Here is a 22,051-nt window from a genome sequence, read left to right as displayed (position 1 = left end):
CAGAAGGAGATAAGAGGAGGTTTGTCCATAGAAAACAAGGGAATAGAGAAGTAAAAGTTCGAGAGGAGATCGTTATGTGGCTTCGGCACCCTTTTTTTAAGTATATGACAGCAATTATTCTCACCTTAATTGTCTTATTACTTTTAGGGCAATTAGATTATGTAGTTAACCCCATTCAAACCATGCTAGGAACTTTGTTCTTCCCGCTTTTATTTGCAGGTTTCCTGTACTATGTAATGAAACCACTTGTTAACATTTTTTTGAAAATAAAATTTATGACCAAACCAATTAGCATTGTTTTAGTATTCACTGTTCTAATTGTTGGGGTTAGTTTGCTTATTTATTCGATAGGAGGAGTGATTGAACAGCAAGTCAATGAACTCCAGAATGAGTTACCAAAGAAATTTGAAGAGACGGCAGGTAAGACAGAACAATTTATGAATGAAACAGAGCTTCCTTTTATCTCTCTAGAGGAAGTAAAACAAACATTTTTCCAATATATAAAAGAATTCACAGCAAATGCAGGTAAAAATTTAGGAGGGATCATTTCAACTATTGCGAATTTTGCAACAGTCCTTGTGATTGTTCCATTCATCTTGTTTTATTTGTTAAAGGATGATCACCGGTTTGCTCCATTTTTGCTTACCTTCATTCCTGAGAAGCATAAGTCAGAAGGAAAAAGGATTTTATCAGATATACATACTACCTTATCTACTTATATTGTAGGTCAAATGCTTGTGGCTTGTGTGAACGGTGTGCTGATGTATATTGGGTATTTAATTCTTGGATTGGATTATGCATTAGTTTTGGCTATTTTCGTTGTTATAACAGCCATTATTCCAATTTTAGGTCCATTGTTAGGAGTAATTCCCGCCATCTTTGTTGCAATGATGGGAGACCCTTTTACAATAGTGAAAATCGGTATCTTGTTGGTAATCGTACAACAGCTTGAAGGGAATCTTGTTTCTCCCCTAGTAATAGGAAATCGACTAAAGCTACATCCCTTGACGGTCATTTTGTTACTGCTAGTTGCAGGGAGTATGTACGGATTTATTGGGATTTTAATTGTGATACCCGTTTACTCTGTTTTAAAGGTAACCATCCAAAATGCAGTTCGTTTTTATAAGCTAAGATTTGTTGATTAGCGTGTCTTCCATTTTAGAGCGCTCGAGGGGATAGATTCTCTGGAACACTCATAGGAAAAAAACGTTGACCATGAGTGAGTTCAAGGAGGGGTCGCATCATACAAAAAAATACACAGGGAAATGGCTCCCTGTGTATTTTTGTGATGTTTAAGTTTGTTGACGCGTAATCCATTTTGTCACCTTTGGTGGTGTGTACGTAGAAAACTTCTCTAGCAGTGGTTTTGCTTCTCCCTCGACAATGATCATGTCATGGTATTCACGCTTTAGAAATTGCTCCTCAATCATATGCTCAAAAAAGGTAAGGAGTTTATCGTAATACTGGTTGCTATTTAGAATGCCGATAGGTTTTTGATGCTCTCCTAATTGTGCCCACGTATAGACTTCAAAGAATTCCTCCATTGTTCCTGGACCCCCAGGTAAGACAATGAAGCCATCTGATAGCTCTTCCATCTTAGCTTTTCGTTCGTGCATGGAGTTCACAATAATTAGCTCTGATAATCCTTGATGGGCAATTTCACGCTCCATTAACATGGTTGGAAGGACACCAATGACTTCTCCACCTGCTTCAAGTGCAGCATTAGCAACGACGCCCATTATTCCCACCTTAGACCCTCCATAAACGAGGGTGATTCCTTCTTTCGCGAGCTCTACCCCTAATTGCTTTGCAGATTCCGTATACTTTGGTGATGCCCCTTGGCTTGACCCACAAAACACACTAACTCGTTTCATTAGACTCCACATCCTATCTTGTATTTGCTGTTTTTATCTCAGTATCTTTACTAAAGTATGTGCTAAGCTGTTATGTCAGAGGTTCCATTCGGTGGGCATTATGTATCTGTTCGTGCGCACCTACGATCGATCGATAATCCCCCCATTAATAGGTATGAATTGACTCGTACTTTTAGTGTAGATTGTTTTGCGTATTTTTGGAAGATTCTTTTTTATTAAGATGCTTTTTAAAATGATGGAGCTACATAACCGAAATACCATCATGATCCATAGGGGTATTGAGGTGAAAATAGGAGGAGAATGAAGACAATAGTATTGCTATTCATAGAGATATCCCACTAAAGATAAGATAAGAGCCTTTAGCTTAGCAAAAACGATTGCTGTCATCTTATCTTGAAAATGTTTTTTTAAAAAACTTCTTACATAAATTACATGCATAAGAGAAAAAATGACACGTAGGAATGACATTTAGGAGAGATGATGATGAGTAACGAATTTCGTTTTTTATCGCTTGGCATTTTAAAGGATAATCGATTTACTAAAGGCCTAGATTTTTATAGGAACCAGCTTGAAAAGCATAAGGGGAATGTTCTTGAACTAGGTATGCATCAGCTATTTTTGTCAGAGATGCTGCAAACTGAAGGTCGGAAAGTAGAAGGGAAAGTATATGTGGAAGAACGTGAGCCATCTCTCCCTAAGAAATCTTTAGAGGAAAACTCTTCACAAAAGGGGAAGGGCTTCAACCGTTTCAATCATTATGACACCATTGTAATTCCCTTTAATGAGATTCTTGCTTTACCGGAAAGAAAAGCGGTTATTAAAGTGCTAACCTTTCTTTTTCAAAGATTAAAAAATGGTGGATATGTCTATCTTGATCTTTTATTACAGGAAGAGTATGTTCCTCATAAAAAAAATACATTTGTAGATAAGCAGGATGCTGAGTTAACTATTTTCGAATCGGAAATAATCAAGATTAATTATATAGATCAACAAGTTACCTATCTGCTTTCTTATGAGAAGTGGCAAGAGGAAAAGGTGAAGATAAGGGAGCGTAAATTACAACCATTTGTGTGGTTTGGGGTGAAGGAGTTTAAGTTAATTCTCGAAAGGGTAGGTTTCAAGGAAGTGAAAATCATTGGAGAATATGATGAGAAATCCACAGCCTATGAGAACCATAAGGTGTTTACGTATGTTGCGCAAAAAATGGAGTAAGTAGCAGTGCTTAAAAATCTAGTCATACATATATCCTAAATCCTCATAGTTTTATATAATAGTCTAGTTAAAAAAAGGCTGTTTTCGCATAGGTTATTGTTAGGGAAGATTCCAAGTGTCGGATTTTCAACCTGATGTACAGGGCTTTTCCTCTCTGTATGGGGTGTTTTCTTACTTACAAGGGTATTTTGTGAAAACCCACTATCTTTTCCTATATCTATATTGAATTGCAACAGCAAGAAAATCTATAAAAAGAGCCTTAAAAAAGAAGGGAATCATTCCTAACATTTTTCCGTTAAAATGATAAAATAAATAAGAAGAGAGAGAACCGAGGAGGATTAACCTTATGAAAAGAAAAGTAGGTTTAGTATATGGTGGTAAGTCTGCGGAACATAATGTATCCCTACAAACTGCCTTAGCGGTTATAAATGCACTAGACATGAATAAATTTGATATACATCCAATTTATATAAAGGAAAATGGGGAATGGGTAAGAGGCGCAGCATTGACTGAGCCTGTAGAGGCTTTACACTCATTAAAGCTTGAGAAGGCAGGCTCGACTATATCTCCTGTCTCCTTAAATACAGAATTATTTCCTACAAATAGTGAGGAGCAAGAAAGCCTTGATGTCATCTTTCCCCTATTACACGGTCCAAATGGTGAAGATGGAACAATACAGGGCTTGCTTGAATTAGTGAATATCCCATATGTAGGAAATGGTGTTTTAGCTTCTGCTGCCGGTATGGATAAGGTCATTATGAAGAATTTATTTGCACAAGATGGCCTTGCTCAAGCGAAATACGTCCATTTTATCAAAAGTGATTACGAGAAATCGACGGAGGAAGCTTTACAGTCTGTTGAGGAAAATCTAGGGTACCCTTGCTTCGTTAAACCGGCAAACTTAGGTTCAAGTGTGGGGATTAGTAAATGTGCGAACCGTGAAGAGCTTGTAGAAGCAATTAACGTTGCATTTGAATATGACCGCAAAGTGATTGTGGAAGAAGGAATTGTTGGACGTGAAATTGAAATTGCTGTGATCGGAAACGATGATCCAATTTGTTCGGTTGTAGGGGAAATCGCTCCTAAAAAGGCTTTCTATGATTACAAAGCGAAATATGAAGATGGAGATACGGATTTAATCATTCCAGGACATGTTACTGAAACAGAATATGAAATGATAAAAGAAATGGCAATCAAGGCTTTTAAAGCTATAGATGGTTCAGGCTTAGTACGGGCAGATTTCTTCTTAACAGAAGATGGGAAGGCTCTTATTAACGAAGTAAACACAATGCCTGGGTTTACACCATTTAGCATGTTCCCACTCATGTGGAAACATACTGGATTGGAGTATGCAAAGCTAATTGAAAAGCTTGTTGACTTAGCAATTGAGAGATTCGAGCAAAAACAAAAAATCAAGTATACATTTTAATTAAAGGCTGTTTTATATAGCGTGTTGCTTTCCTGGAAAATCCCGTGTGTAGGATTTCTCCTGAGCCTAATTAAAGAATGTAACGAGTAAATAAAAGAGGAGCTGAATACGAAAACTCAGGTCCTCTTTTTATAAGGGAATGGAAGGAGAAGATGAAGATGATTAGGCGTACATTAGCCGAAGTGCAAGAAATGCTAGGTGGCCATGGACTTAAAAGAGAAGATCAACAGATTCTGATTAATGGAGTCACAACAGATTCACGCCAAGTAGAGAAAGGGAGCTTATTTTTTCCTCTAGTAGGAGATGTGTTTAATGGTCATGAATTTGTCAATAAAGCGATTGAAAATGGGGCAGCAGCGGTTATTTGGGCAGAACGAGAAGGAAATCCTCCTCAAGATATCCCGGTTATTTTTGTTGAGGATACGCTTGTAGCTCTTCAACAGTTAGCGAAGGCTTACCTTAAGCAGTTAGAGGTAAAGGTTGTAGGGATAACAGGAAGTAATGGAAAAACATCAACGAAGGATATGGTGGCATCTGTCTTAGAAACTACGTATAAAGTACATAAGACAAAAGGAAATTTCAATAATCACATTGGATTGCCACTAACGGTGTTAAGTATGGAGCCTGATACAGAAATTGCTGTGTTAGAAATGGGTATGAGCGGCAAGGGAGAGATTGAACTATTATCAAAAATCGGTGAACCCGATGTTGCTCTTATTACCAATATAGGGGAAGCGCACCTACAGGACTTAGGTTCGAGAGAGGCTATCGCTGAAGCAAAGCTGGAGATTACTTCTGGCTTAAAGAAGGATGGCTTATTTATTTATCATGGTGATGAACCCCTTCTGCAAGAAAGAGTACCAAATTTATCGCTACATGCGGTTACGTTTGGTAAAGGGGAAACGAATGATTATGTTGCGACAGATTTCGTTCAAGAAGTAACGGGCACTGCCTTTAAAGTTAAGGGGGAAGAATACTTTATCCCTGTGCTAGGTACGCATAATGTAAGTAACGCACTGGCCGCTTTTGCGGTTGCAGATTATTTTCAAGTGAAAAAAGAAGCGATAAAAAAAGGCTTTGAGTCTATGAAATTAACCGGCATGCGACTTGAGCTTTTAACATCAGACCAAGGAGTATCGGTGATAAATGATGCCTACAATGCTAGCCCAACTTCTATGAAAGCAGCCATTGCTCTTCTTGAGGACTTAAATGGCTTTCATCATAAATACGCAGTACTTGGAGATATGCTAGAACTAGGTGAAGATGAAAAGGAATTCCATAGAGAAATTGGCAGATTGATGAATAAGAAAAACATTACAAAATTATTTACATACGGAAGATTAGGGGAAGAAATAGCGAAAGGGGCTAAAGAAGCTGATGAACAGTTCGCTCAACATTTCCAAGATAAAAAAGAACTGATCGAAAAGCTCCAGACAGTTGTTGCTAAACAAGATGTTGTCCTTGTAAAAGCTTCCCGTGGTATGAAGCTAGAAGAAGTGGTAGAGGCACTTCTGTAAGCATGACCATTAAGACAAGCTATCAAGGTGAGCATAACGTCATTATTCCTGAATAGCTTGTCTTTTAATACACAGTCCCAATCATCATATTAGTAAACAAATGGATATAAAAAGGCAACGATGACTCCAATGCCGACAGAATATGGCGTAAGCTCACTAACAAACTCTTTTACATTCTCTGGTAACACGTCCATTTCAATCCGCTCCTTTTTGTTAATTTTAGGCTGTTTTCGTTTAGATTGTTGCATTCATAAGAAAATCCCAAATGCCGGATTTTTTCACTAGGTACATGGTTTTTCTCTCTGTAAATGGAGAGTCGCTCTTTTTTTTCTTACTTTCCTTGCTAGGTGTGAATCATGACGATATTCTTTAAAATGAATACTAAATAGCAACAAAGTGTAAAAACGAGTAAATTTCAAACATGTTCCAATGGTAAGGAACAATAAAGCAAACAGCTTGTATTTATAAATAAAGTACCCGTGGTATAAATCTTCAAACATAAATATGTTTTGGAAATAATAAAGGTGGACAATGTACTAGTATTAATCGTTTCAAAGGAGGTAAAAATATGAAGGGTTGTTTATTCATTCATGGATTTACCGGTGCACCTTATGAAGTCGAACCGTTAGCAGAGCATATTAAAAACACCACAGATTGGCTTGTAAGGGTACCAACACTTCCTGGGCATGGAGTAACACTCTCACTAAAAGGGCATACATATAAAGACTGGGTTGAGCATGCAGAAAGTGAGCTTGTAGCCCTCATGCAGGAAGTGGATGAAGTGTACATCGTAGGATTCTCAATGGGTGGAATTATCGCTTCGTACTTAGCAGCGAACTATCATGTAAGTAAACTAGTGCTTTTAAGTGCCGCCGCCTATTATGTGAATCCGAAGCAGCTGGCCGTTGATATCAGAGAAATGATGATGGATCTGTTTAAAGGAAATTTAATCGAAAATGAATTGTTTACTCGTTATAAGAAGAAAATTATGCAGACCCCGATTCAAGCGACATTTCAATTTCAGAAGCTAGTGAAAACGATGAGACCTTATTTAAAACAGCTGTCCATGCCTGTTTTGATTATACAGGGAGAATGCGATGGGATCGTCCCGCTTAAAAGCGCACATTATTTATATAAAACAATTCCATCAAAAGAAAAACAGCTAACACTTCTCCCATGCGCTAAGCATTTAGTATGTCATAGTGAGGATTACGAGGAGCTACAGACAGTCGTTGAAAAATTTTTGCATACTAGCAATGAAGGATCCATGCTAGTAGACTCAAACAGTAGGTGTTAGCAAGAGAAATAAAGGGGAAATGTGGCTTGAGAGAGGATAAAAGGATAGAGTTTTTTTCGAACATCTTCCCTTGATTAACAGTAAACCTATTCCAGATGAAGTTGAAATAAGCGTGTGGTAGTGGTATGATTACATTTAAAGTGTTTGCGGGCTTTAAATAAGGTAAACTGCTGCCCTTGGTTGTAAGAAAGGGCATTTTTTTGTGTGAAGGAAAAAATAGCGAGAAGTAACCTATTTGATTTTGGTATTAAACCTTAGAATAAAGGCTTTCTAGTCAAGCTAAGCAGTTAATAACTAAAATATTTCCCTTCATTTAGATGATGGCATAAACGCCATGGCCGTATTGTAAACAAAATCAGAACGGTTTCTTACATCTATTTGTTTTTCTCATGATGACAATATAGTGAACTCTTACTTTTAGCAATAAGGCATGTGCCTTAGCTTAATTAGGATATGAAAAATAATCGTTTCATGATGAAAACGATAATTGAAAAATTACCTATAAGGTCTGTAAATATTTACAGCAAACGATATAGAAGGAGTATGAAAACATTGACAATAAAGTTTCAAGATTTAGGCTTAAGCTCGTCATTAATGGAGTCAATTAGTAAAATGGGATTCGAGGAGCCATCACCAATCCAGGCTCAAACTATTCCACTTGCCCTTAAAGGAACTGACGTAATCGGACAAGCGCAGACAGGTACAGGAAAAACTGCTGCATTTGGTGTACCTCTTATTGAAAAAATTGATGTAAAAAACAACAATATTCAAGCAGTAGTTGTAGCGCCAACTCGTGAGCTAGCGATTCAAGTATCAGAAGAATTATACAAAATCGGTTATCACAAACGCTCTCGTGTTCTACCAATATACGGTGGTCAAGACATTAACCGTCAAATGCGTTCATTAAAGAAAAATCCACATATCATTGTTGGGACACCTGGTCGTTTATTAGATCATATTAACCGTAAAACAGTTAAGCTTAGCAATGTTCACACAATGGTATTAGATGAAGCGGATGAAATGTTAAACATGGGATTCATTGAGGACATTGAATCAATTCTTTCAAATGTTCCTGAAGAGCGTCAAACATTACTTTTCTCAGCTACAATGCCAGATCCAATCCGTCGTATTGCAGAAAAGTTCATGAAAACACCAGAAGTTGTAAAAGTAAAAGCTAAAGAGATGACAGTACCAAATATTACGCAATACTACTTAGAAACACACGAAAGAAAGAAATTCGACGTGTTAACAAGATTGCTTGATATTCAATCTCCAGAGCTTGCGATCGTATTCGGTCGTACTAAGCGTCGTGTTGATGAGCTTTCAGAAGCATTAACGTTAAGAGGCTATACAGCTGAAGGAATCCACGGTGATTTAACTCAAGCAAAACGTATGTCTACTTTACGTAAATTTAAAGAAGGCGCAATTGAAGTGTTAGTTGCAACAGATGTTGCTGCACGTGGTCTTGATATCTCTGGTGTTACACATGTATACAACTTTGATGTGCCACAAGATCCAGAAAGCTACGTTCACCGTATTGGACGTACGGGTCGTGCAGGGAAAACGGGTGCGGCAATGACCTTTGTTACACCAAGAGAAATGGATATCGTTAAAAACATCGAGCGCACAACAAAGCGTAAAATGGAGCGTATGAAGGCACCAACTGTTGATGAGGCAATTGAAAGTCAACAACAAATGACAGTCGAAAAAATTCGTTCTATCATTGAAGCAGAAAACCTTGCATTCTACAAACGTACGGCTGAAGAATTACTTGAAGAATTCGATGCGCAAGCGGTAGTAGCAGCAGCGATTAAATATATGACAAAAGAGCCAAGCACCGTTGATGTGAAATTAACGGAAGAGTCTCCGATGTACTCAAGATCGAAAAACAAAGGTGGCGGTGGCCGTTCTTCTAACAACAGAAGAAGAGGCGACAACCGTAACAGCGGTAGTGGAGATCGTAACAAAAACCGTTCATATGGAAGCCGTGATCGTAATAAAGGCGGAAGCGGTGGCGACCGTCAAGGCAGCAGCAAACGTCGTTATTCAAACTAAGCTTAGCCATATCAAAAAGTCGAGTCCTATTAGGGGCTCGGCTTTTTTCTGTTTGGTTGTATTAGTATACAATGTTGCTTCTTTTACTCGAATAAAGCTTTTGGAAGAATAGCTCTTGTATGGATGAAGACTTAATTCTTTGCACAAATAATAATCAGCAACAAAGTGAAAGAAAAAGGCCATGAAAAAATAACATATGGGCAGACTAACAAAAAGATTCTCCTCACACGAAAGGGGTGATACACAATGACGATTATTCGATTAGGCTATGTAGCGATGAGTATGAATCTGCAAAATTGCTCGCCTTCTCAAACGATGACTTTTGCCCAATTTGAGAAAATAAAAGACCGAGAAGCAGCCATTGCGAAATTAGAGAAAATATCTAAGTCGAATCTAGCCAACTGTCTACGTCTCTTAAAGCACAATGCTGCTCATCATATTCATTTTTTTCGGTTTAGCTCTAAGTTAATTCCACTAGCCAATCACCAGGAACTTAAAGACTGGAATTATATGAAAAATTTAAAGGGTTCGTTACAGGAGCTTGCAGACTACTTGGAGGCCCACCCAATGAGAGTAGGGTTTCATCCAGATCATTTTGTTGTTTTAAATTCTCAGGATCCTGAAATTATGAAAAATTCCTTGAGAACTCTTCGCATGCATGAACAATTACTAAATGGGATGAAGGTAGATCCAGAACATCGATGTGTTTTACATATTGGTGGTGCCTATGATGATAAAGAGAAGGCGCTTGAACAATTTATTTCTAATTGGGGGCTCGTCCCAGTATCTATACAAAAAATGCTAATAGTTGAAAATGATGATACGACATTTACCTTAAATGATGCTCTCTATTTGTGCGAAAAGCTAGGAGTTCCTCAAGTGTTTGATTACCATCATCATCTTGCCTTTTATGAGGATCCTCATTGGGAAGCACATTGGGATAGAGTGGTAAACACATGGAGGTTGTCGCCGTTGCCCTTAAAAATGCATATTTCAAGTCCTAGAAACGAAAAGGATTTTCGAGCCCATGCAGATTATATTGATACTGATATGTTTATGAAGTTTCTCACAGCAGTAAAGGGGAGTGTTGCCCAAATCGATTGTATGATCGAAGCCAAGCAAAAGGACAACGCATTATTTGAGCTTGTAAATGAGCTGAAGAAAAGGCAGGGTATAGAGTGGTTAGATGCAACTACATTCAAGATCTAGGGAAATTTCATGATAAGGAAATATTTCACAATAATCCCATTATGATATAATCATATGGGATTATTTCATTATTAAAGGCAGGTTTTAAAATCCCAAGTGCCAAATTTTTCACTTGGAGACAAGGTTTTTTTCTCTGTACGGGAAGAACAGTGATTTTCTTTCTTGCTTACCTGGTTTCTAGATAAAAACAAAGAATAAGAAAAGTGTCTTTTTAAACGTTTTTGAAATGATGTACGTAGTTTAGAGTGTCTAGCTCCAGGCGATTTTTACGACATGTATAGGGAGATAAGTTTTACTAATAGAGAGAGATGGGGGAAAATCAATGAGGGAGTTACCTAAAAACCAAATTAGTCTCAAAGCACTTAAAGTGTGGCGACTTAGTGCCATTCTTAAATCTAGCTTATTGGCATTGCTTGTTATAGGTGCTGTAGTTGGTGTGTATTTAGTAGAGTGGTCCTATTGGATACCTGTTATTGGTGGAATGGTTGGGATCGTGTATTCTGTTTTATCAATCTATATTATACCTAAAATTAGACATAAAGTATGGCGGTATGAAGTGCACGAACACGAGATTGATTTGCAATATGGTCTGTTTGTAATAAAAAGAGTTCTAATCCCAATGGTTAGGGTACAGCATGTAGATACACATCAAGGGCCACTATTAAGGAAATATCAATTAGCGTCAATCGAAATTTCAACAGCTGCAACAAAGCATGAAATTCCAGCATTAGATGTCGCAGAAGCGGAGCAGCTGCGTGATTATATCTCTAGATTGGCAAGGGTGACAGATGATGATGTCTAATCCTAAACGCATCCATCCGGTTGGGGTGATTTTATCGTTTATATCCATGGTTAAGTCGTATATCATACCTGCCATTCTCTTTTTTTACGTTGGAGATAATGAATCAATTAAGCTTTATTTAATAATTGGGGTTGCAACGATTGTTGTTCTTTTAGTGATCACTAGTGTCCTAAGCTGGTATAAATTCACCTATTGGGTAGAAGAAGGTGAATTCCGCATTGAGCATGGCGTATTTGTTAGGAAGAAGAGGTATATTCCAATTGAAAGAATTCAAACGATAAATGTAAGTGCAGGAATAATCCAACAACTCTTTCGGTTGGTTAAGGTTCAGATCGAAACAGCAGGAGGTGGAGTGGAAGCAGAAGCTCTATTAACTGCGATAAGCAAAACAGAAGCTGAACGTATTCAGCAAACCTTGACTAACTACAAGCAACAACATACGGTAGATTTACATAATGAAGAAATACAAGTAGAAGAAAAACAGGTACCAACGTATAAGATGAGCAAAAAGGAATTATTAGTTGCGGCATCAACGTCAAGTGGAATAGGGGTAATTATCTCAGCTATCGTTGCTTTTTTATCACAGATTGATGAGTTTATCCCATATGACTTTATCTTTGATCAATTTGATTTTCTAACAAGCGCAAGCTTTACCTTATATGCGATACTTGTATGTATTGGTTTATTTCTAGCTTGGATCGTTAGTATCATAGGTGTTCTACTTAAATATGCCTATTTTACAGTTAGAAATGTTGAAGATGAGCTCAACATTTCCCGAGGAATTTTTGAAAAAAGACAAACATCTATACCGATATCTAGAATTCAAGCGATTCGAATTGTGCAGAATCCAATTCGTCAATGGCTAGGATACTCAACGGTTTACATCGAGAGTGCGGGAGGTAGTATAGGGGATGAAAATGGCTCTTCAACTATACTCTTTCCAGTAATGTTGAAAAAGGATGTTACAAAAATTTTAGCAGAGTTTATCCCTGGTTACCCAGTGATGGAAGAAACAACTAAGCTCCCTGCACGATCAAGGAAGAGGTATATTATACGTAAGTGTTTGATTACTCTTATTATCATAACGCCGGTAAGTTTTTTCCTCTTTCCATTAGGGTTGTTAAGTTTGTTACTTCTGATTGGAGGTTTCTATTGGGGGCATGCTTCCTTTAAGGATGCGGGCTTGCGGATTCGAGGAAATCAATTACAGATAACCTATCGTTTTCTATCAAAGACAACGGTTCTATTACGAAAAAATCGAATACAGTCGATGAATCAACATACATCCCTTTTTCAAAGAAAGCAAGATTTAACTACATTGAAGGTGGCCATTAAGTCGGGAATTATGGGGAAAAGCTTTTTTGTAAAGGATTTAGAGAGAACGGATGCTGAGGAAGTTGTTCGCTGGTATTCTTACTCCAAAACAAAAGGGTGATGATCCAATCAAACTAAACGCGTGAATCCAATTGAATGGGATTCACGCGTTTAGTCTATTTATGACGAATATGTATGTTCTTTAGAAAAAACGTGAAAGGAAACCGATTAGAATAAGGAACCCTAACACCAACCAGAAAACATGCTTACCAGTTATATTCTTTAACTGGAAGGTTGATTTAGATGGACGTGGCTGGTAATAGGTCTCATGCACAAAGCCCGGTCTTTTTTTTATGAGTAGTGGTCCTAACAAGAACCCTCCAATTAGGCCGAATAGATGGGCAACGATATTGATGTTGGCACTTAAAAATGTCATTATGACGCCAATAACTAAGATACTAAGGATGATCTGTGAGTTTGCTTGATCAATCATTCCTTTTCGGAAGTAAACCATAAATAAGTAAATGCCGAACAACCCAAAGATCGCACCAGACGCTCCGATGTGAGAGTATTCTAGAGGTTCTAACAAGTAAGTGGCAATGTTAGCGAACACGCCAGATCCTAAGTAAAGGATAATAAATTTTGGTTTTTTTAATAGTCTTTCGAGAGCTGGTGCAAATAAAATAAGTGAGATGGAATTAAAGAGAACATGGCTAAATCCTACATGCAAGAAAATGGGTGTGACAAATCTCCAATATTCACCTGCTGCAATCCCGGCATTATATCCTTCTAATAATCGCAATACAATTTGTGTTGTAGGCAGAGGGATTAGAAATAGGAGCCAGAAGAAGATGTGGATGGCCGCAATAACAGAGACTACGGGATAAAATCGTATAAAGGATTGAAAGCTTTCTGTCCTTGTGAACATAAGAATACTCCTTTTCGTAAAAATTAAGTAGTAGGAATGGACAATTGAAGTCCATGACATGACAGTTTTGGGCGATATGAACATATTTCATCATTTTATTTTCGCTTTTCGAGACTTTATTAACGGAATTCTATGTTTTATTTTCGCTTTTGCACAATTTATTAACGGAAAAGCTTATTTTATTCACGTTTTGACCACTTTTAGCGTGACTGCCATCGAAGCTTACCTATACTTACTGCTAAAAGAATCAAGCCTCTTGATGATATACTAACATGAATATGTACAAGTTGTATAAAATAGAACTATGAAGAGTAGCGGGGAAGGAGATTACTTTATGATAACTGGAATTGGATTAGATATGATTGAATTAGATCGAATTAGACGAATTGTTGAGAGACAGCCGGGATTTATTAAACGAATTCTAACAGTGGGGGAGATTGAAAGGTTTGCCACTCTTTCTAAAGAACGGAAAGTTGAGTTTCTAGCCGGAAGATTTGCTGTAAAAGAGGCTTACTCAAAAGCCATAGGTACGGGAATAGGTGAGGAAATTAGCTTTCTTGATATCGAGGTCTTAAATGAGGGGGGTAAACCGACTGTAACCATCCTAAAAAATCAAACAGAAAAGAGAACGATTCATGTCTCGATTACACATACACGACAGTTTGCAGCGGCACAGGTGATTTTAGAAAAATGAACGATGCCAAGCCTAGAAAAGAGACTTGGCGATCGTGGGTTTACATGTATTGTTTAACGATTTCCGGTCCTTATTGGAATGAAAAATGATCCTTTTTTTGAAGAGTCCATTGTGGCAATTACTTTAACTGCTTGCTCTTGGATGTGTTGTGGCAGGGTAAAGGAGTGTGGATCACCTGTCACTTTTTGTATCGAGTTCTCCTCATCGAAATAATACGCCTCTATCGTGTAGCTTCTTTCTGTATTGTGCAGGAGAACCTTAACGGTTACGTCACCGTTTGTTTGAATTTCCTCTCCAATTGGATCAATGGGTAAGAGAAAGGGCTCTTTATCCTCAAAACAGCCAGCGCTACCGTCGCTATTCCAACAAAAACTGGGTCTTGGTTTAAAGGATGTTTCGTTTACAAGTACCTCGACTTCTGGATTTGGCTCATTCATTAATGCTTTATTAGTTGTTTCAGTTAGAATGGTTGGTATCAAAATAAGGAGCCATAGGATAAACGGTAACAGAGCAATGATGAGCTTCTGCCTTTTAGAAGCACCTATAGAGTTGAGTAGGTAGCCTACTGAGAAAAAGATCACCGAAATCACCACTGTTGACCCTAAAAAGAAAAGTGTGTTTTTAAATAGGAAATATCCAATGAGTAGAGCTGGTATGACATGTAGAAAAAAGCTTGTGACCCATTTATAGGTTTTCATGTTTTTCGTTGCTACTCTACTCACTATATGTACGGGAACACCTATAAGGATCAGATAAGGCAAGGAAAATATAGCGTACATAATAAAAGCCTCGATGTAGCTGAAAATGGGACCCTTTAACGAATTCTCCATTCCGAGGAGAAAGGGGAATAGTATTAACGATATACCTACGGATAAAATCGAACTTAAAAGATCTTTCTTCAGTTGAAAAAACTCCTTTCGTAATGAGGCGATGTTTCCACTCATATAGTAGAGAATGGACTTCTTGTAAAAAAAATATGTAAAATTATCCTTCCACTTATTCTATCATGCTGGCTCCCTCCTTTTCATAAAGACTCTTAAATTTGTAAAGGAAATCGGCATATCTAGAAAGTTTGTCTCATATATTTGGTAATGCGATAGGGAAGACAAGTTGTTTAGAGGTTTCATCCATTCATTTTAAAAAATATATGGCTATTTGAGTACTCACAAAATGAGATGAGTCTTAGCAACCGAAATCTTCCTTTTTAACGTTATATGAAGCAAAGGGGTTGAAAGAGTTGAAAAAAAGCTTGATGTTATTATTAGTAGGGCTTTTAACAGTACTTTCTCTTGCAGGGTGTGGAGAGAAATCACAAGCTGATGTAGTCCAAGCGTTAGAAAAGAAGATGGAAGAAATGTCGGGGTACAAGGCAACTGGAAAGATGACATTGCAAACTGGTAACGAACCACAGGAGTATGAAATTGAAATTTGGCATAAGGGTCCAACGTATTATCGTGTAAACCTTAAAAATGCTCAAAAAGAGCAAAGTCAAATGATTTTACGAAATGATGAAGGCGTATTTGTGTTAACACCAGCACTTAATAAAAGCTTCCGCTTCCAAAGTGATTGGCCACAAAATAGTAGTCAAGCCTACCTTTATGAGTCATTAATTAAAGACATCTTAAATGATCCAGAGGCCAAATTTAGTGCAGCAGAAAACGAATATGTATTTGAGACGAAAACAAATTATCAAAACAATAAAATGCTTCCAATGCAAGAGATCACATTCAACAAAAAAGATTTAGCGCCTCAAATGGTAAAAGTGATGGATACAGATCGTAATCCACTCGTCGTGGTTGAGTTCACGAGCTTTGAATTTAATGCATCCTTTGACGATAATTCCTTTGATGTAGAGAAAAACATGTCTAGTGCACAAATCGAGGTACCAACGATGGCAACAGGTGATAAAGAGCCATTTGCGGTAAAATACCCTCTTGAGCAACCGAATGGAGTGAAATTACTCGAAGAAACGGAGATTGAAACAGAGAATGGAAAAAGAGTTATTCTATCCTTTGGTGGGGAAAAATCCTTTACATTAATCCAAGAAAGTGCTGAAATAGCTACACCTGCTTCAGCATCTACTTCAACGTATGTAAATGGATCTCCTACAGATCTTGGTTTTACAATTGGTGCGTTATCCGAAAACTCACTTTCATGGACGCATGATGGTGTTGATTATATGCTTGCTTCTGAAGATTTAACAGAAGAGGAAATGCTCATGGTGGCGAAGTCTGTTCAAGGGCAAGCGGCCAAGTAAGCTAAAAAGGGTGGGAGACCGCCCTTTTTTTTATTATCTCTAAAACGGGAGAGTCGCTCTTTTCTTCCTGTTTTTTTAGGATTATTTGTAGGAAGGATGACTTTTTTCTTTTTGTAAGTGGTTGTTTATTTATCAAGTATTGCATGCCTAAAAAGGTGGCTAGTTCTGAATTCTTTAGCTCGTTATTTGACAATATGCCCTTTTCCTCGCGATAATCAAGATAAACAAATTGTTTATGGTGTAAGGAAGTGGAATGATCGATGCAGGAAGGTTTTTACCGAGATACTTGGGTGGAAGTGAACTTAGATGCAATCTCTCAAAATGTGTCGGCAATGAAAAAGCTGATTGGAGAGCAAACAAAAATTATAGCGGTTGTCAAAGCGAATGCGTATGGACATGGAGCGATACAAGTTGCTCATGCTGCGTTAGAATCAGGAGCTTCCATGTTAGCTGTGGCTTTTTTGGATGAAGCGATTCAATTAAGGCAGGCTGGATTTGATTGTCCGATCCTTGTAATGGGAGCAACCCGAGCTCAAGATGTGCATGTTGCGGTAAGCTATGGAATTACCTTGACTATCTTTTCTTTAGATTGGGCAAAGGAAGCAAGTCAATATGTCGATCAAGGCGATGTGTTGTTACATGTGAAGGTTGACACAGGTATGGGGCGCCTAGGTGTTACAGGAGTGGATGAGCTACAGGCAATTTTAGAGTTTGCTCAAGAACATGAGCATTTTCATATAGAGGGAATCTTTACTCATTTTGCAACTGCAGATGAGACAAATTCTCCTTATTATTTAAAGCAACTTGCCAAGTTCCAGGAAGTAATAGCAGATGTTCCAAAGGGGAATTTATTGATTCATTGTGCGAATAGTGCTGCAGGGTTGAAGGATAAAGCAAGCTTATACAATGCAGTGAGACAAGGGATTTCTATGTATGGATTAACCCCTTCTGTTGAAATGAAAAAGGAATTGCCTTTTGAACTCCATGAAGCATTTTCTTTAAAAACAAAGCTTGTCCATGTAAAACAATTAAAAAAGGGCGATAAAGTAAGCTATGGTGCAACATATGAAGCAGAAGAAAACGAATGGATTGGTACCCTTCCAATAGGATATGCTGATGGCTGGTTGCGGAAATTGCAGGATTCCGAAGTGTTAATAGAGGGCAAGCGAATGCAATTAGTCGGAAGAATCTGTATGGATCAGTGTATGGTAAAATTACCATATGAGCTACCGGTCGGTACAAACGTAACGCTTATTGGTAGGCAAGGAAATGAAGTAATCTCCTCCGATGAAGTGGCAGAACGACTAGAAACCATTAATTATGAGGTTCCCTGCACGATCTCTTCACGAGTTCCTCGCATCTTTTTCAAAAAGCAGCGTATAATTGAAAAGGCAAATCCACTTCTTCTAAAAAGACCAGGAAAAGTATAAGTGGAGTTGGTTGATAGATGATTTGAACAAAATCATAACTTGATGAATAATTCCTTTACACATGACGATAATAGTGAAGGGCATTAGATTTGAGATTTATTTCCGGACATAAAGGATGTAAGGAGAAATTTTTCGGAAAATTAGGTGTGTTTAGAAAGTTCATGTGTGGAGTGCATATCTCCTATCTCCCAAACATAATAGTGGTGAGGGATTTATGTTTTACGTAAAGATAACAGATGCAGGCGAATTGGTACGTAAGTAGAGGACGGTTTTTAAGGAAAATACTTTGCTTATTGGTCTGTAGATGTTATTATTAAATGTGGAATGAATATTAGGATGGTAAGTTTGGTGGAGGTGTATGTTTGTGTCTGAATCCAGCGCAACAACAGAAATCTTAATTCAGTTACCTCAAGCATTAGTATCAGAATTGGATGGACTAGTAAAACAGGAAAACGGAAACAGAAACGAGCTTATTTATCAAGCAACTAAAATGTACATTCGTGAGCGTAAGAAGCGCCAAATTCGCGAATCTATGAGACGTGGCTACATGGAGATGGCGAAGATTAATTTAAACATTGCATCTGAAGCATTCTTGGCAGAATCTGAGGCTGACCATACCGTTGAACGCTTAGTAAGCGGGGGTTAATCATTTGATTGTTAAACGAGGCGACGTTTATTTTGCTGATTTATCACCAGTTGTAGGCTCGGAGCAAGGTGGCGTACGTCCTGTATTAATTATCCAAAACGATATCGGAAACCGCTTTAGTCCTACAGTTATTATAGCGGCAATTACGGCCCAAATTCAAAAAGCAAAATTGCCAACTCATGTTGAAATTGATGCACAGCGTTACGGGTTTGAAAGGGATTCGGTTATCCTTCTAGAACAGATTCGAACGATTGATAAGCAAAGGCTAACGGATAAGATTACCCATCTTGATGATGAGATGATGGATAAAGTTGACGAAGCCTTGCAAATAAGCTTAGGACTTATCGATTTTTAATTTTCTGAAAAATAAATATTCACATATGAATAAAGGTTGCTCGCAAAAGCAACTTTTTTTCGTTTACATAACAACCACTTTGCATCATCTGTTATAAAAGGTAAGAATGGCTTTTCTCTTTCTCTGAAATCCGAGTGGTCATTTTAAGGGGCTCTTTTATTACGCTATGTTCCGATTTACTATGAATTTAAGAGAATATAGTCTTTTTCGTATAATGAAAATAGCCTTTTACAAAAAATGTACGTAAAGTGAAGAAGAAAAATAAACTTATCTTAAAAAGAAATTAACCTTTTCAAAATGGACCAATTATCCTAGAAACAGTTAATTTCTTTTTTTTATCAATTGGAGTCGTTATAATAAATAAGGATACCATGAAGTAAAAGTTGAGGAGGAGTAGTGAAAGATGAACCATTCTTCAAATCCATTTTTGGAGTTTATTCAAAATAATCGAGAAGACCTACTAACAGAATGGACCAATAAAATGAAGGTTGAGGACAATTTTAAAGTATCAACTGTCATTTCTGATCAAGCCTATACGAATATATGTAATGAATATCTTACCATCTTACTTCAACACTTTAGACAACCAGAAGAAGATCTGACGGATAAAGTCATTGCGTTTTCTCATAAAGTTGTTCAAATGGGTTGGTCATTGCGTTTTATTTCTACTAGTTTAGGAGATTTAGGAAAACTAATTTTTGAGAAAATGACAACCGACCATTCAGATGAGGAGAAGATGTCGCTTGTATTGGCATTTGATAAGTGGATAGCGCCTGTTAATAATGAAGTGCTTTTTCAATATGCATCCTCTTGGGAGCGCACAGTATCATTACAAAAAATTGCTCTACAAGAATTATCAGCGCCACTTATACCTGTTTTTGACAATATAACAGTCATGCCGCTTGTTGGAACAATTGATACAGATCGAGCGAAGCGAATTATGGAGAATCTTCTAGAAGGTGTTGTGAAACATCGGGCAGAAGTAGTACTCATTGATATCACAGGAGTTCCTGTGGTTGATACAATGGTTGCTCATCACATTATTCAAGCTTCTGAAGCTGTTCGTCTTGTGGGAGCAAAATGCTTACTTGTTGGAATTAGACCTGAGATTGCACAAACCATTGTTAATTTAGGCATCGACTTAAGTCAAGTGATCACAAAGAATAGCTTACAAAAGGGAATTGAATCCGCTTTAGAAATGACAAACCGTCAAATTGGATCACTGGGGGAATAGTGAATGAATGCCAGAATACCGATTTTAAAATTGCATAATTGCTTGTTAATATCTATTCAATGGGAATTGGATGATCAAACCGCTTTGCAGTTTCAAGAAGATCTTTTGAATAAAATCCATGAAACAGGAGCAAATGGCGTCGTAATTGATTTAACATCAGTGGATGTCATTGATTCGTTTATTGCTAAGGTTCTTGGTGATGTTATTAGTATGTCACGTTTAATGGGGGCAAAGGTTGTTTTAACAGGAATACAACCTGCAGTAGCAATTACTTTAATTGAATTGGGCATTCAGCTTGAGGATGTTCAAACAGCTTTAGATTTAGAAAAAGGGCTTGAAACATTACAGCGGGAGTTGGGGGAGTAAGCATGGATAACCAATCCTGTGTCAAAATTGTCACCGAATGGGACATAGTTGCAGCTCGCCAACTGGGGCGTAACGTTGCAAAAGAGCTCGGATTTGGAACAGTTGATCAAGCGCGAATCACAACTGCTATCTCTGAACTGGCTCGTAATATTTATTTATATGCAGGTCAAGGTGAAATGCGAATTGAAAGAATAAGTGACCTTGGGAAAAATGGATTAAAAATAATAGCCATTGATAATGGGCCGGGTATACCCGACATCCGTAAGGTAATGGAAGATGGATTTTCAACATCTGGTGGATTAGGCGCTGGATTGCCAGGGGTAAAACGTTTGATGGATGAATTTGATATCACTTCCATAGTAGGTGAAGGAACGGATATTCAAGCGGTGAAATGGCTTCGGTAGGAGGACATAAATGGAGTATCGTGATTTTCTAGAGACAAAATATCGTGAGCTATTAAGAAATTATTTGAACGAACAAACCGAAACAGCTCTATATCAAGGACAAAAATTTAGTAGGAAAACGATTGAACACCAAATTCCGCCTGAAGAAATAATAAGTACACATCGTAAAGTTCTTCAAGAGCTGTTTCCAGATATTCAAAATGAAGTTCTTTCTTCATTAGATTTCTTATTGGAAGTTATGATGGGGTATGGACTGGCATACCAAGAGCATCAAAGCCTGCGCGATCAACAATTAGAGATCCGTTCAGAAATTCAAATAGCTGCAAATGTTCAAAAAACACTATTGGAAACAACGGTACCTTCCTCGCAGTCTTTAGATATAGGAGCAATTAGTGTTCCGGCAAAGCAAATGAATGGAGATTATCATCACTTTGTACATGATGAGCAGGGGATTAGTATCGCGGTTGCTGATGTGATTGGAAAAGGAATTCCGGCAGCATTATGTATGTCCATGATCAAGTATGCAATGGACAGCTTTCCGGAATCGAGAAAAAATCCTAATCAAATTCTAGAAAACTTAAATCGTGTCGTGGAGCAAAACGTTGATCCAAGCATGTTTATTACGATGTTCTATGGAATGTACAACATATTAGACCATACATTTACATATGCGTCGGCTGGCCATGAGCCGGGATTTTATTATCGTTCTTCAACTGATACCTTTGAAGATCTTTTGGCAAAAGGGCTAGTACTTGGAGTAGATCATAATGTGCAATATCAACAATATACAAAAACTGTTGAGAGTGGTGATATGGTCGTTCTATTGTCAGATGGAGTAACAGAATCACGAACAGAAGACGGATTTGTTGAAAGAAGTGCCATTACAGATTTAATCCGTACATATAAGCATTTAACTTCACAGGAAATTGTAGAAAAGATTTACCGACATTTCGAACGAATGCAGGATTTCCAATTAAGGGATGATTTTACATTAATAATTATTAGAAGAATGGTTTAATGGGTGTTCG

The 22,051-nt window shown here is 37.7% G+C and carries 22 protein-coding genes; 18 read left to right on the top strand and 4 right to left on the bottom strand.

Going from position 1 to position 22,051, the window contains the following annotated elements; translation table 11 throughout:
* Positions 1-74: 74 nt before the first annotated feature.
* Positions 75-1,145 (top strand): AI-2E family transporter, encoded by a 1,071-nt coding sequence (locus A9C19_RS19085; protein WP_072581385.1) that lies wholly within the window; start codon positions 75-77, stop codon positions 1,143-1,145.
* A gap of 147 nt (positions 1,146-1,292) precedes the next feature.
* Here the strand turns inward: A9C19_RS19085 and A9C19_RS19080 are convergent, their stop codons facing one another.
* The gene (locus A9C19_RS19080) at positions 1,293-1,874 is read right to left on the bottom strand and encodes an LOG family protein (RefSeq protein WP_072581384.1); all 582 of its coding nucleotides are present in this window, start codon (positions 1,872-1,874) and stop codon (positions 1,293-1,295) included.
* Positions 1,875-2,357: 483 nt separating this feature from the next.
* Between A9C19_RS19080 and A9C19_RS19075 the strand changes: the two genes are divergently transcribed.
* The 3 genes from A9C19_RS19075 to A9C19_RS19065 all read left to right on the top strand — a co-directional run bounded on the left by A9C19_RS19075 (position 2,358) and on the right by A9C19_RS19065 (position 6,032).
* Positions 2,358-3,086 (top strand): hypothetical protein, encoded by a 729-nt coding sequence (locus A9C19_RS19075; RefSeq protein WP_072581383.1) that lies wholly within the window; start codon positions 2,358-2,360, stop codon positions 3,084-3,086.
* 346 nt (positions 3,087-3,432) lie between these two features.
* Positions 3,433-4,515, top strand: coding sequence for a D-alanine--D-alanine ligase (locus tag A9C19_RS19070; protein WP_072581382.1), 1,083 nt, complete (start codon positions 3,433-3,435; stop codon positions 4,513-4,515).
* Between the two features lie 158 nt (positions 4,516-4,673).
* Entirely contained in the window at positions 4,674-6,032 is a 1,359-nt protein-coding gene (locus A9C19_RS19065; RefSeq protein WP_072581381.1) for a UDP-N-acetylmuramoyl-tripeptide--D-alanyl-D-alanine ligase, read from the top strand.
* Positions 6,033-6,121: 89 nt separating this feature from the next.
* On the opposite strand, the gene A9C19_RS21915 is transcribed toward A9C19_RS19065, so the two are convergent.
* Positions 6,122-6,280, bottom strand: coding sequence for a hypothetical protein (locus A9C19_RS21915; RefSeq protein ID WP_158515120.1), 159 nt, complete (start codon positions 6,278-6,280; stop codon positions 6,122-6,124).
* Between the two features lie 320 nt (positions 6,281-6,600).
* On the opposite strand from A9C19_RS21915, the gene A9C19_RS19060 reads away from it, so the two are divergent.
* From A9C19_RS19060 to A9C19_RS19040, 5 genes are all read left to right on the top strand, one after another.
* On the top strand, positions 6,601-7,329 hold the full coding sequence (locus A9C19_RS19060; protein ID WP_072581380.1) for an alpha/beta hydrolase: 729 nt from the start codon (positions 6,601-6,603) through the stop codon (positions 7,327-7,329).
* Between the two features lie 552 nt (positions 7,330-7,881).
* Positions 7,882-9,384, top strand: a complete 1,503-nt coding sequence (cshA, locus tag A9C19_RS19055; protein WP_420835802.1) for a degradosome RNA helicase CshA — start codon at positions 7,882-7,884, stop codon at positions 9,382-9,384.
* Positions 9,385-9,630: 246 nt separating this feature from the next.
* Positions 9,631-10,593 (top strand): UV DNA damage repair endonuclease UvsE, encoded by a 963-nt coding sequence (gene uvsE / locus A9C19_RS19050; RefSeq protein ID WP_072581378.1) that lies wholly within the window; start codon positions 9,631-9,633, stop codon positions 10,591-10,593.
* Positions 10,594-10,915: 322 nt separating this feature from the next.
* Positions 10,916-11,395: a PH domain-containing protein gene (locus A9C19_RS19045; protein WP_072581377.1), complete on the top strand. Its 480-nt coding sequence runs from the start codon at positions 10,916-10,918 to the stop codon at positions 11,393-11,395.
* Positions 11,388-12,830 (top strand): PH domain-containing protein, encoded by a 1,443-nt coding sequence (locus A9C19_RS19040; RefSeq protein WP_158515119.1) that lies wholly within the window; start codon positions 11,388-11,390, stop codon positions 12,828-12,830. Before A9C19_RS19045 ends, A9C19_RS19040 begins: the two co-directional genes overlap by 8 nt.
* A gap of 81 nt (positions 12,831-12,911) precedes the next feature.
* Here the strand turns inward: A9C19_RS19040 and A9C19_RS19035 are convergent, their stop codons facing one another.
* Positions 12,912-13,637: a rhomboid family intramembrane serine protease gene (locus A9C19_RS19035; protein ID WP_072581375.1), complete on the bottom strand. Its 726-nt coding sequence runs from the start codon at positions 13,635-13,637 to the stop codon at positions 12,912-12,914.
* A gap of 334 nt (positions 13,638-13,971) precedes the next feature.
* Here A9C19_RS19035 and acpS point away from each other — a divergent pair, with 334 nt between their 5' ends.
* Complete coding sequence (acpS, locus tag A9C19_RS19030; RefSeq protein ID WP_072581374.1) at positions 13,972-14,331, top strand: holo-ACP synthase; 360 nt, start codon at positions 13,972-13,974, stop codon at positions 14,329-14,331.
* A gap of 53 nt (positions 14,332-14,384) precedes the next feature.
* Here the strand turns inward: acpS and A9C19_RS19025 are convergent, their stop codons facing one another.
* The gene (locus A9C19_RS19025) at positions 14,385-15,053 is read right to left on the bottom strand and encodes a hypothetical protein (protein ID WP_145925819.1); all 669 of its coding nucleotides are present in this window, start codon (positions 15,051-15,053) and stop codon (positions 14,385-14,387) included.
* A 515-nt stretch (positions 15,054-15,568) separates the two neighbouring features.
* On the opposite strand from A9C19_RS19025, the gene A9C19_RS19020 reads away from it, so the two are divergent.
* The 8 genes from A9C19_RS19020 (at position 15,569) to A9C19_RS18980 (ending at position 22,041) form a co-directional block, all read left to right on the top strand.
* Positions 15,569-16,588: a LolA family protein gene (locus A9C19_RS19020; RefSeq protein ID WP_072581372.1), complete on the top strand. Its 1,020-nt coding sequence runs from the start codon at positions 15,569-15,571 to the stop codon at positions 16,586-16,588.
* A 260-nt stretch (positions 16,589-16,848) separates the two neighbouring features.
* Positions 16,849-18,018, top strand: coding sequence for an alanine racemase (alr, locus tag A9C19_RS19010; protein WP_072581370.1), 1,170 nt, complete (start codon positions 16,849-16,851; stop codon positions 18,016-18,018).
* 364 nt (positions 18,019-18,382) lie between these two features.
* Positions 18,383-18,664, top strand: a complete 282-nt coding sequence (locus A9C19_RS19005) for a CopG family ribbon-helix-helix protein (protein WP_026562079.1) — start codon at positions 18,383-18,385, stop codon at positions 18,662-18,664.
* A gap of 4 nt (positions 18,665-18,668) precedes the next feature.
* A complete protein-coding gene (gene ndoA, locus A9C19_RS19000; RefSeq protein ID WP_072581369.1) occupies positions 18,669-19,019 on the top strand; it encodes a type II toxin-antitoxin system endoribonuclease NdoA in 351 nt (116 codons plus the stop codon).
* 403 nt (positions 19,020-19,422) lie between these two features.
* Positions 19,423-20,253 (top strand): STAS domain-containing protein, encoded by an 831-nt coding sequence (locus tag A9C19_RS18995; RefSeq protein WP_072581368.1) that lies wholly within the window; start codon positions 19,423-19,425, stop codon positions 20,251-20,253.
* Positions 20,254-20,256: 3 nt separating this feature from the next.
* A complete protein-coding gene (locus A9C19_RS18990; protein ID WP_072581367.1) occupies positions 20,257-20,619 on the top strand; it encodes an STAS domain-containing protein in 363 nt (120 codons plus the stop codon).
* 2 nt (positions 20,620-20,621) lie between these two features.
* Positions 20,622-21,023 (top strand): anti-sigma regulatory factor, encoded by a 402-nt coding sequence (locus A9C19_RS18985; protein ID WP_072581366.1) that lies wholly within the window; start codon positions 20,622-20,624, stop codon positions 21,021-21,023.
* 10 nt (positions 21,024-21,033) lie between these two features.
* Entirely contained in the window at positions 21,034-22,041 is a 1,008-nt protein-coding gene (locus A9C19_RS18980) for a PP2C family protein-serine/threonine phosphatase (protein WP_072581365.1), read from the top strand.
* Positions 22,042-22,051: the final 10 nt, after the last annotated feature.

The sequence above is a fragment of the Bacillus weihaiensis genome (assembly GCF_001889165.1).
GTDB classification, from domain to species: domain Bacteria; phylum Bacillota; class Bacilli; order Bacillales; family Bacillaceae; genus Metabacillus; species Metabacillus weihaiensis.
Note: the sequence above shows the minus strand (reverse complement) of the source record. Positions and strands in the feature narration are given on the sequence as shown.

What these genes read in the sequence shown, in the direction of transcription:
- A9C19_RS19085 (WP_072581385.1), top strand. Translation starts at nt 75, where the DNA reads ATGTGGCTTCGGCACCCTTTTTTTAAGTATATGACAGCAATTATTCTC.
- A9C19_RS19080 (WP_072581384.1), bottom strand. Translation starts at nt 1,874, where the DNA reads ATGAAACGAGTTAGTGTGTTTTGTGGGTCAAGCCAAGGGGCATCACCA.
- A9C19_RS19075 (WP_072581383.1), top strand. Translation starts at nt 2,358, where the DNA reads ATGAGTAACGAATTTCGTTTTTTATCGCTTGGCATTTTAAAGGATAAT.
- A9C19_RS19070 (WP_072581382.1), top strand. Translation starts at nt 3,433, where the DNA reads ATGAAAAGAAAAGTAGGTTTAGTATATGGTGGTAAGTCTGCGGAACAT.
- A9C19_RS19065 (WP_072581381.1), top strand. Translation starts at nt 4,674, where the DNA reads ATGATTAGGCGTACATTAGCCGAAGTGCAAGAAATGCTAGGTGGCCAT.
- A9C19_RS21915 (WP_158515120.1), bottom strand. Translation starts at nt 6,280, where the DNA reads ATGCAACAATCTAAACGAAAACAGCCTAAAATTAACAAAAAGGAGCGG.
- A9C19_RS19060 (WP_072581380.1), top strand. Translation starts at nt 6,601, where the DNA reads ATGAAGGGTTGTTTATTCATTCATGGATTTACCGGTGCACCTTATGAA.
- uvsE (WP_072581378.1), top strand. Translation starts at nt 9,631, where the DNA reads ATGACGATTATTCGATTAGGCTATGTAGCGATGAGTATGAATCTGCAA.
- A9C19_RS19045 (WP_072581377.1), top strand. Translation starts at nt 10,916, where the DNA reads ATGAGGGAGTTACCTAAAAACCAAATTAGTCTCAAAGCACTTAAAGTG.
- A9C19_RS19040 (WP_158515119.1), top strand. Translation starts at nt 11,388, where the DNA reads ATGTCTAATCCTAAACGCATCCATCCGGTTGGGGTGATTTTATCGTTT.
- A9C19_RS19035 (WP_072581375.1), bottom strand. Translation starts at nt 13,637, where the DNA reads ATGTTCACAAGGACAGAAAGCTTTCAATCCTTTATACGATTTTATCCC.
- acpS (WP_072581374.1), top strand. Translation starts at nt 13,972, where the DNA reads ATGATAACTGGAATTGGATTAGATATGATTGAATTAGATCGAATTAGA.
- alr (WP_072581370.1), top strand. Translation starts at nt 16,849, where the DNA reads ATGCAGGAAGGTTTTTACCGAGATACTTGGGTGGAAGTGAACTTAGAT.
- A9C19_RS18995 (WP_072581368.1), top strand. Translation starts at nt 19,423, where the DNA reads ATGAACCATTCTTCAAATCCATTTTTGGAGTTTATTCAAAATAATCGA.
- A9C19_RS18990 (WP_072581367.1), top strand. Translation starts at nt 20,257, where the DNA reads ATGAATGCCAGAATACCGATTTTAAAATTGCATAATTGCTTGTTAATA.
- A9C19_RS18985 (WP_072581366.1), top strand. Translation starts at nt 20,622, where the DNA reads ATGGATAACCAATCCTGTGTCAAAATTGTCACCGAATGGGACATAGTT.
- A9C19_RS18980 (WP_072581365.1), top strand. Translation starts at nt 21,034, where the DNA reads ATGGAGTATCGTGATTTTCTAGAGACAAAATATCGTGAGCTATTAAGA.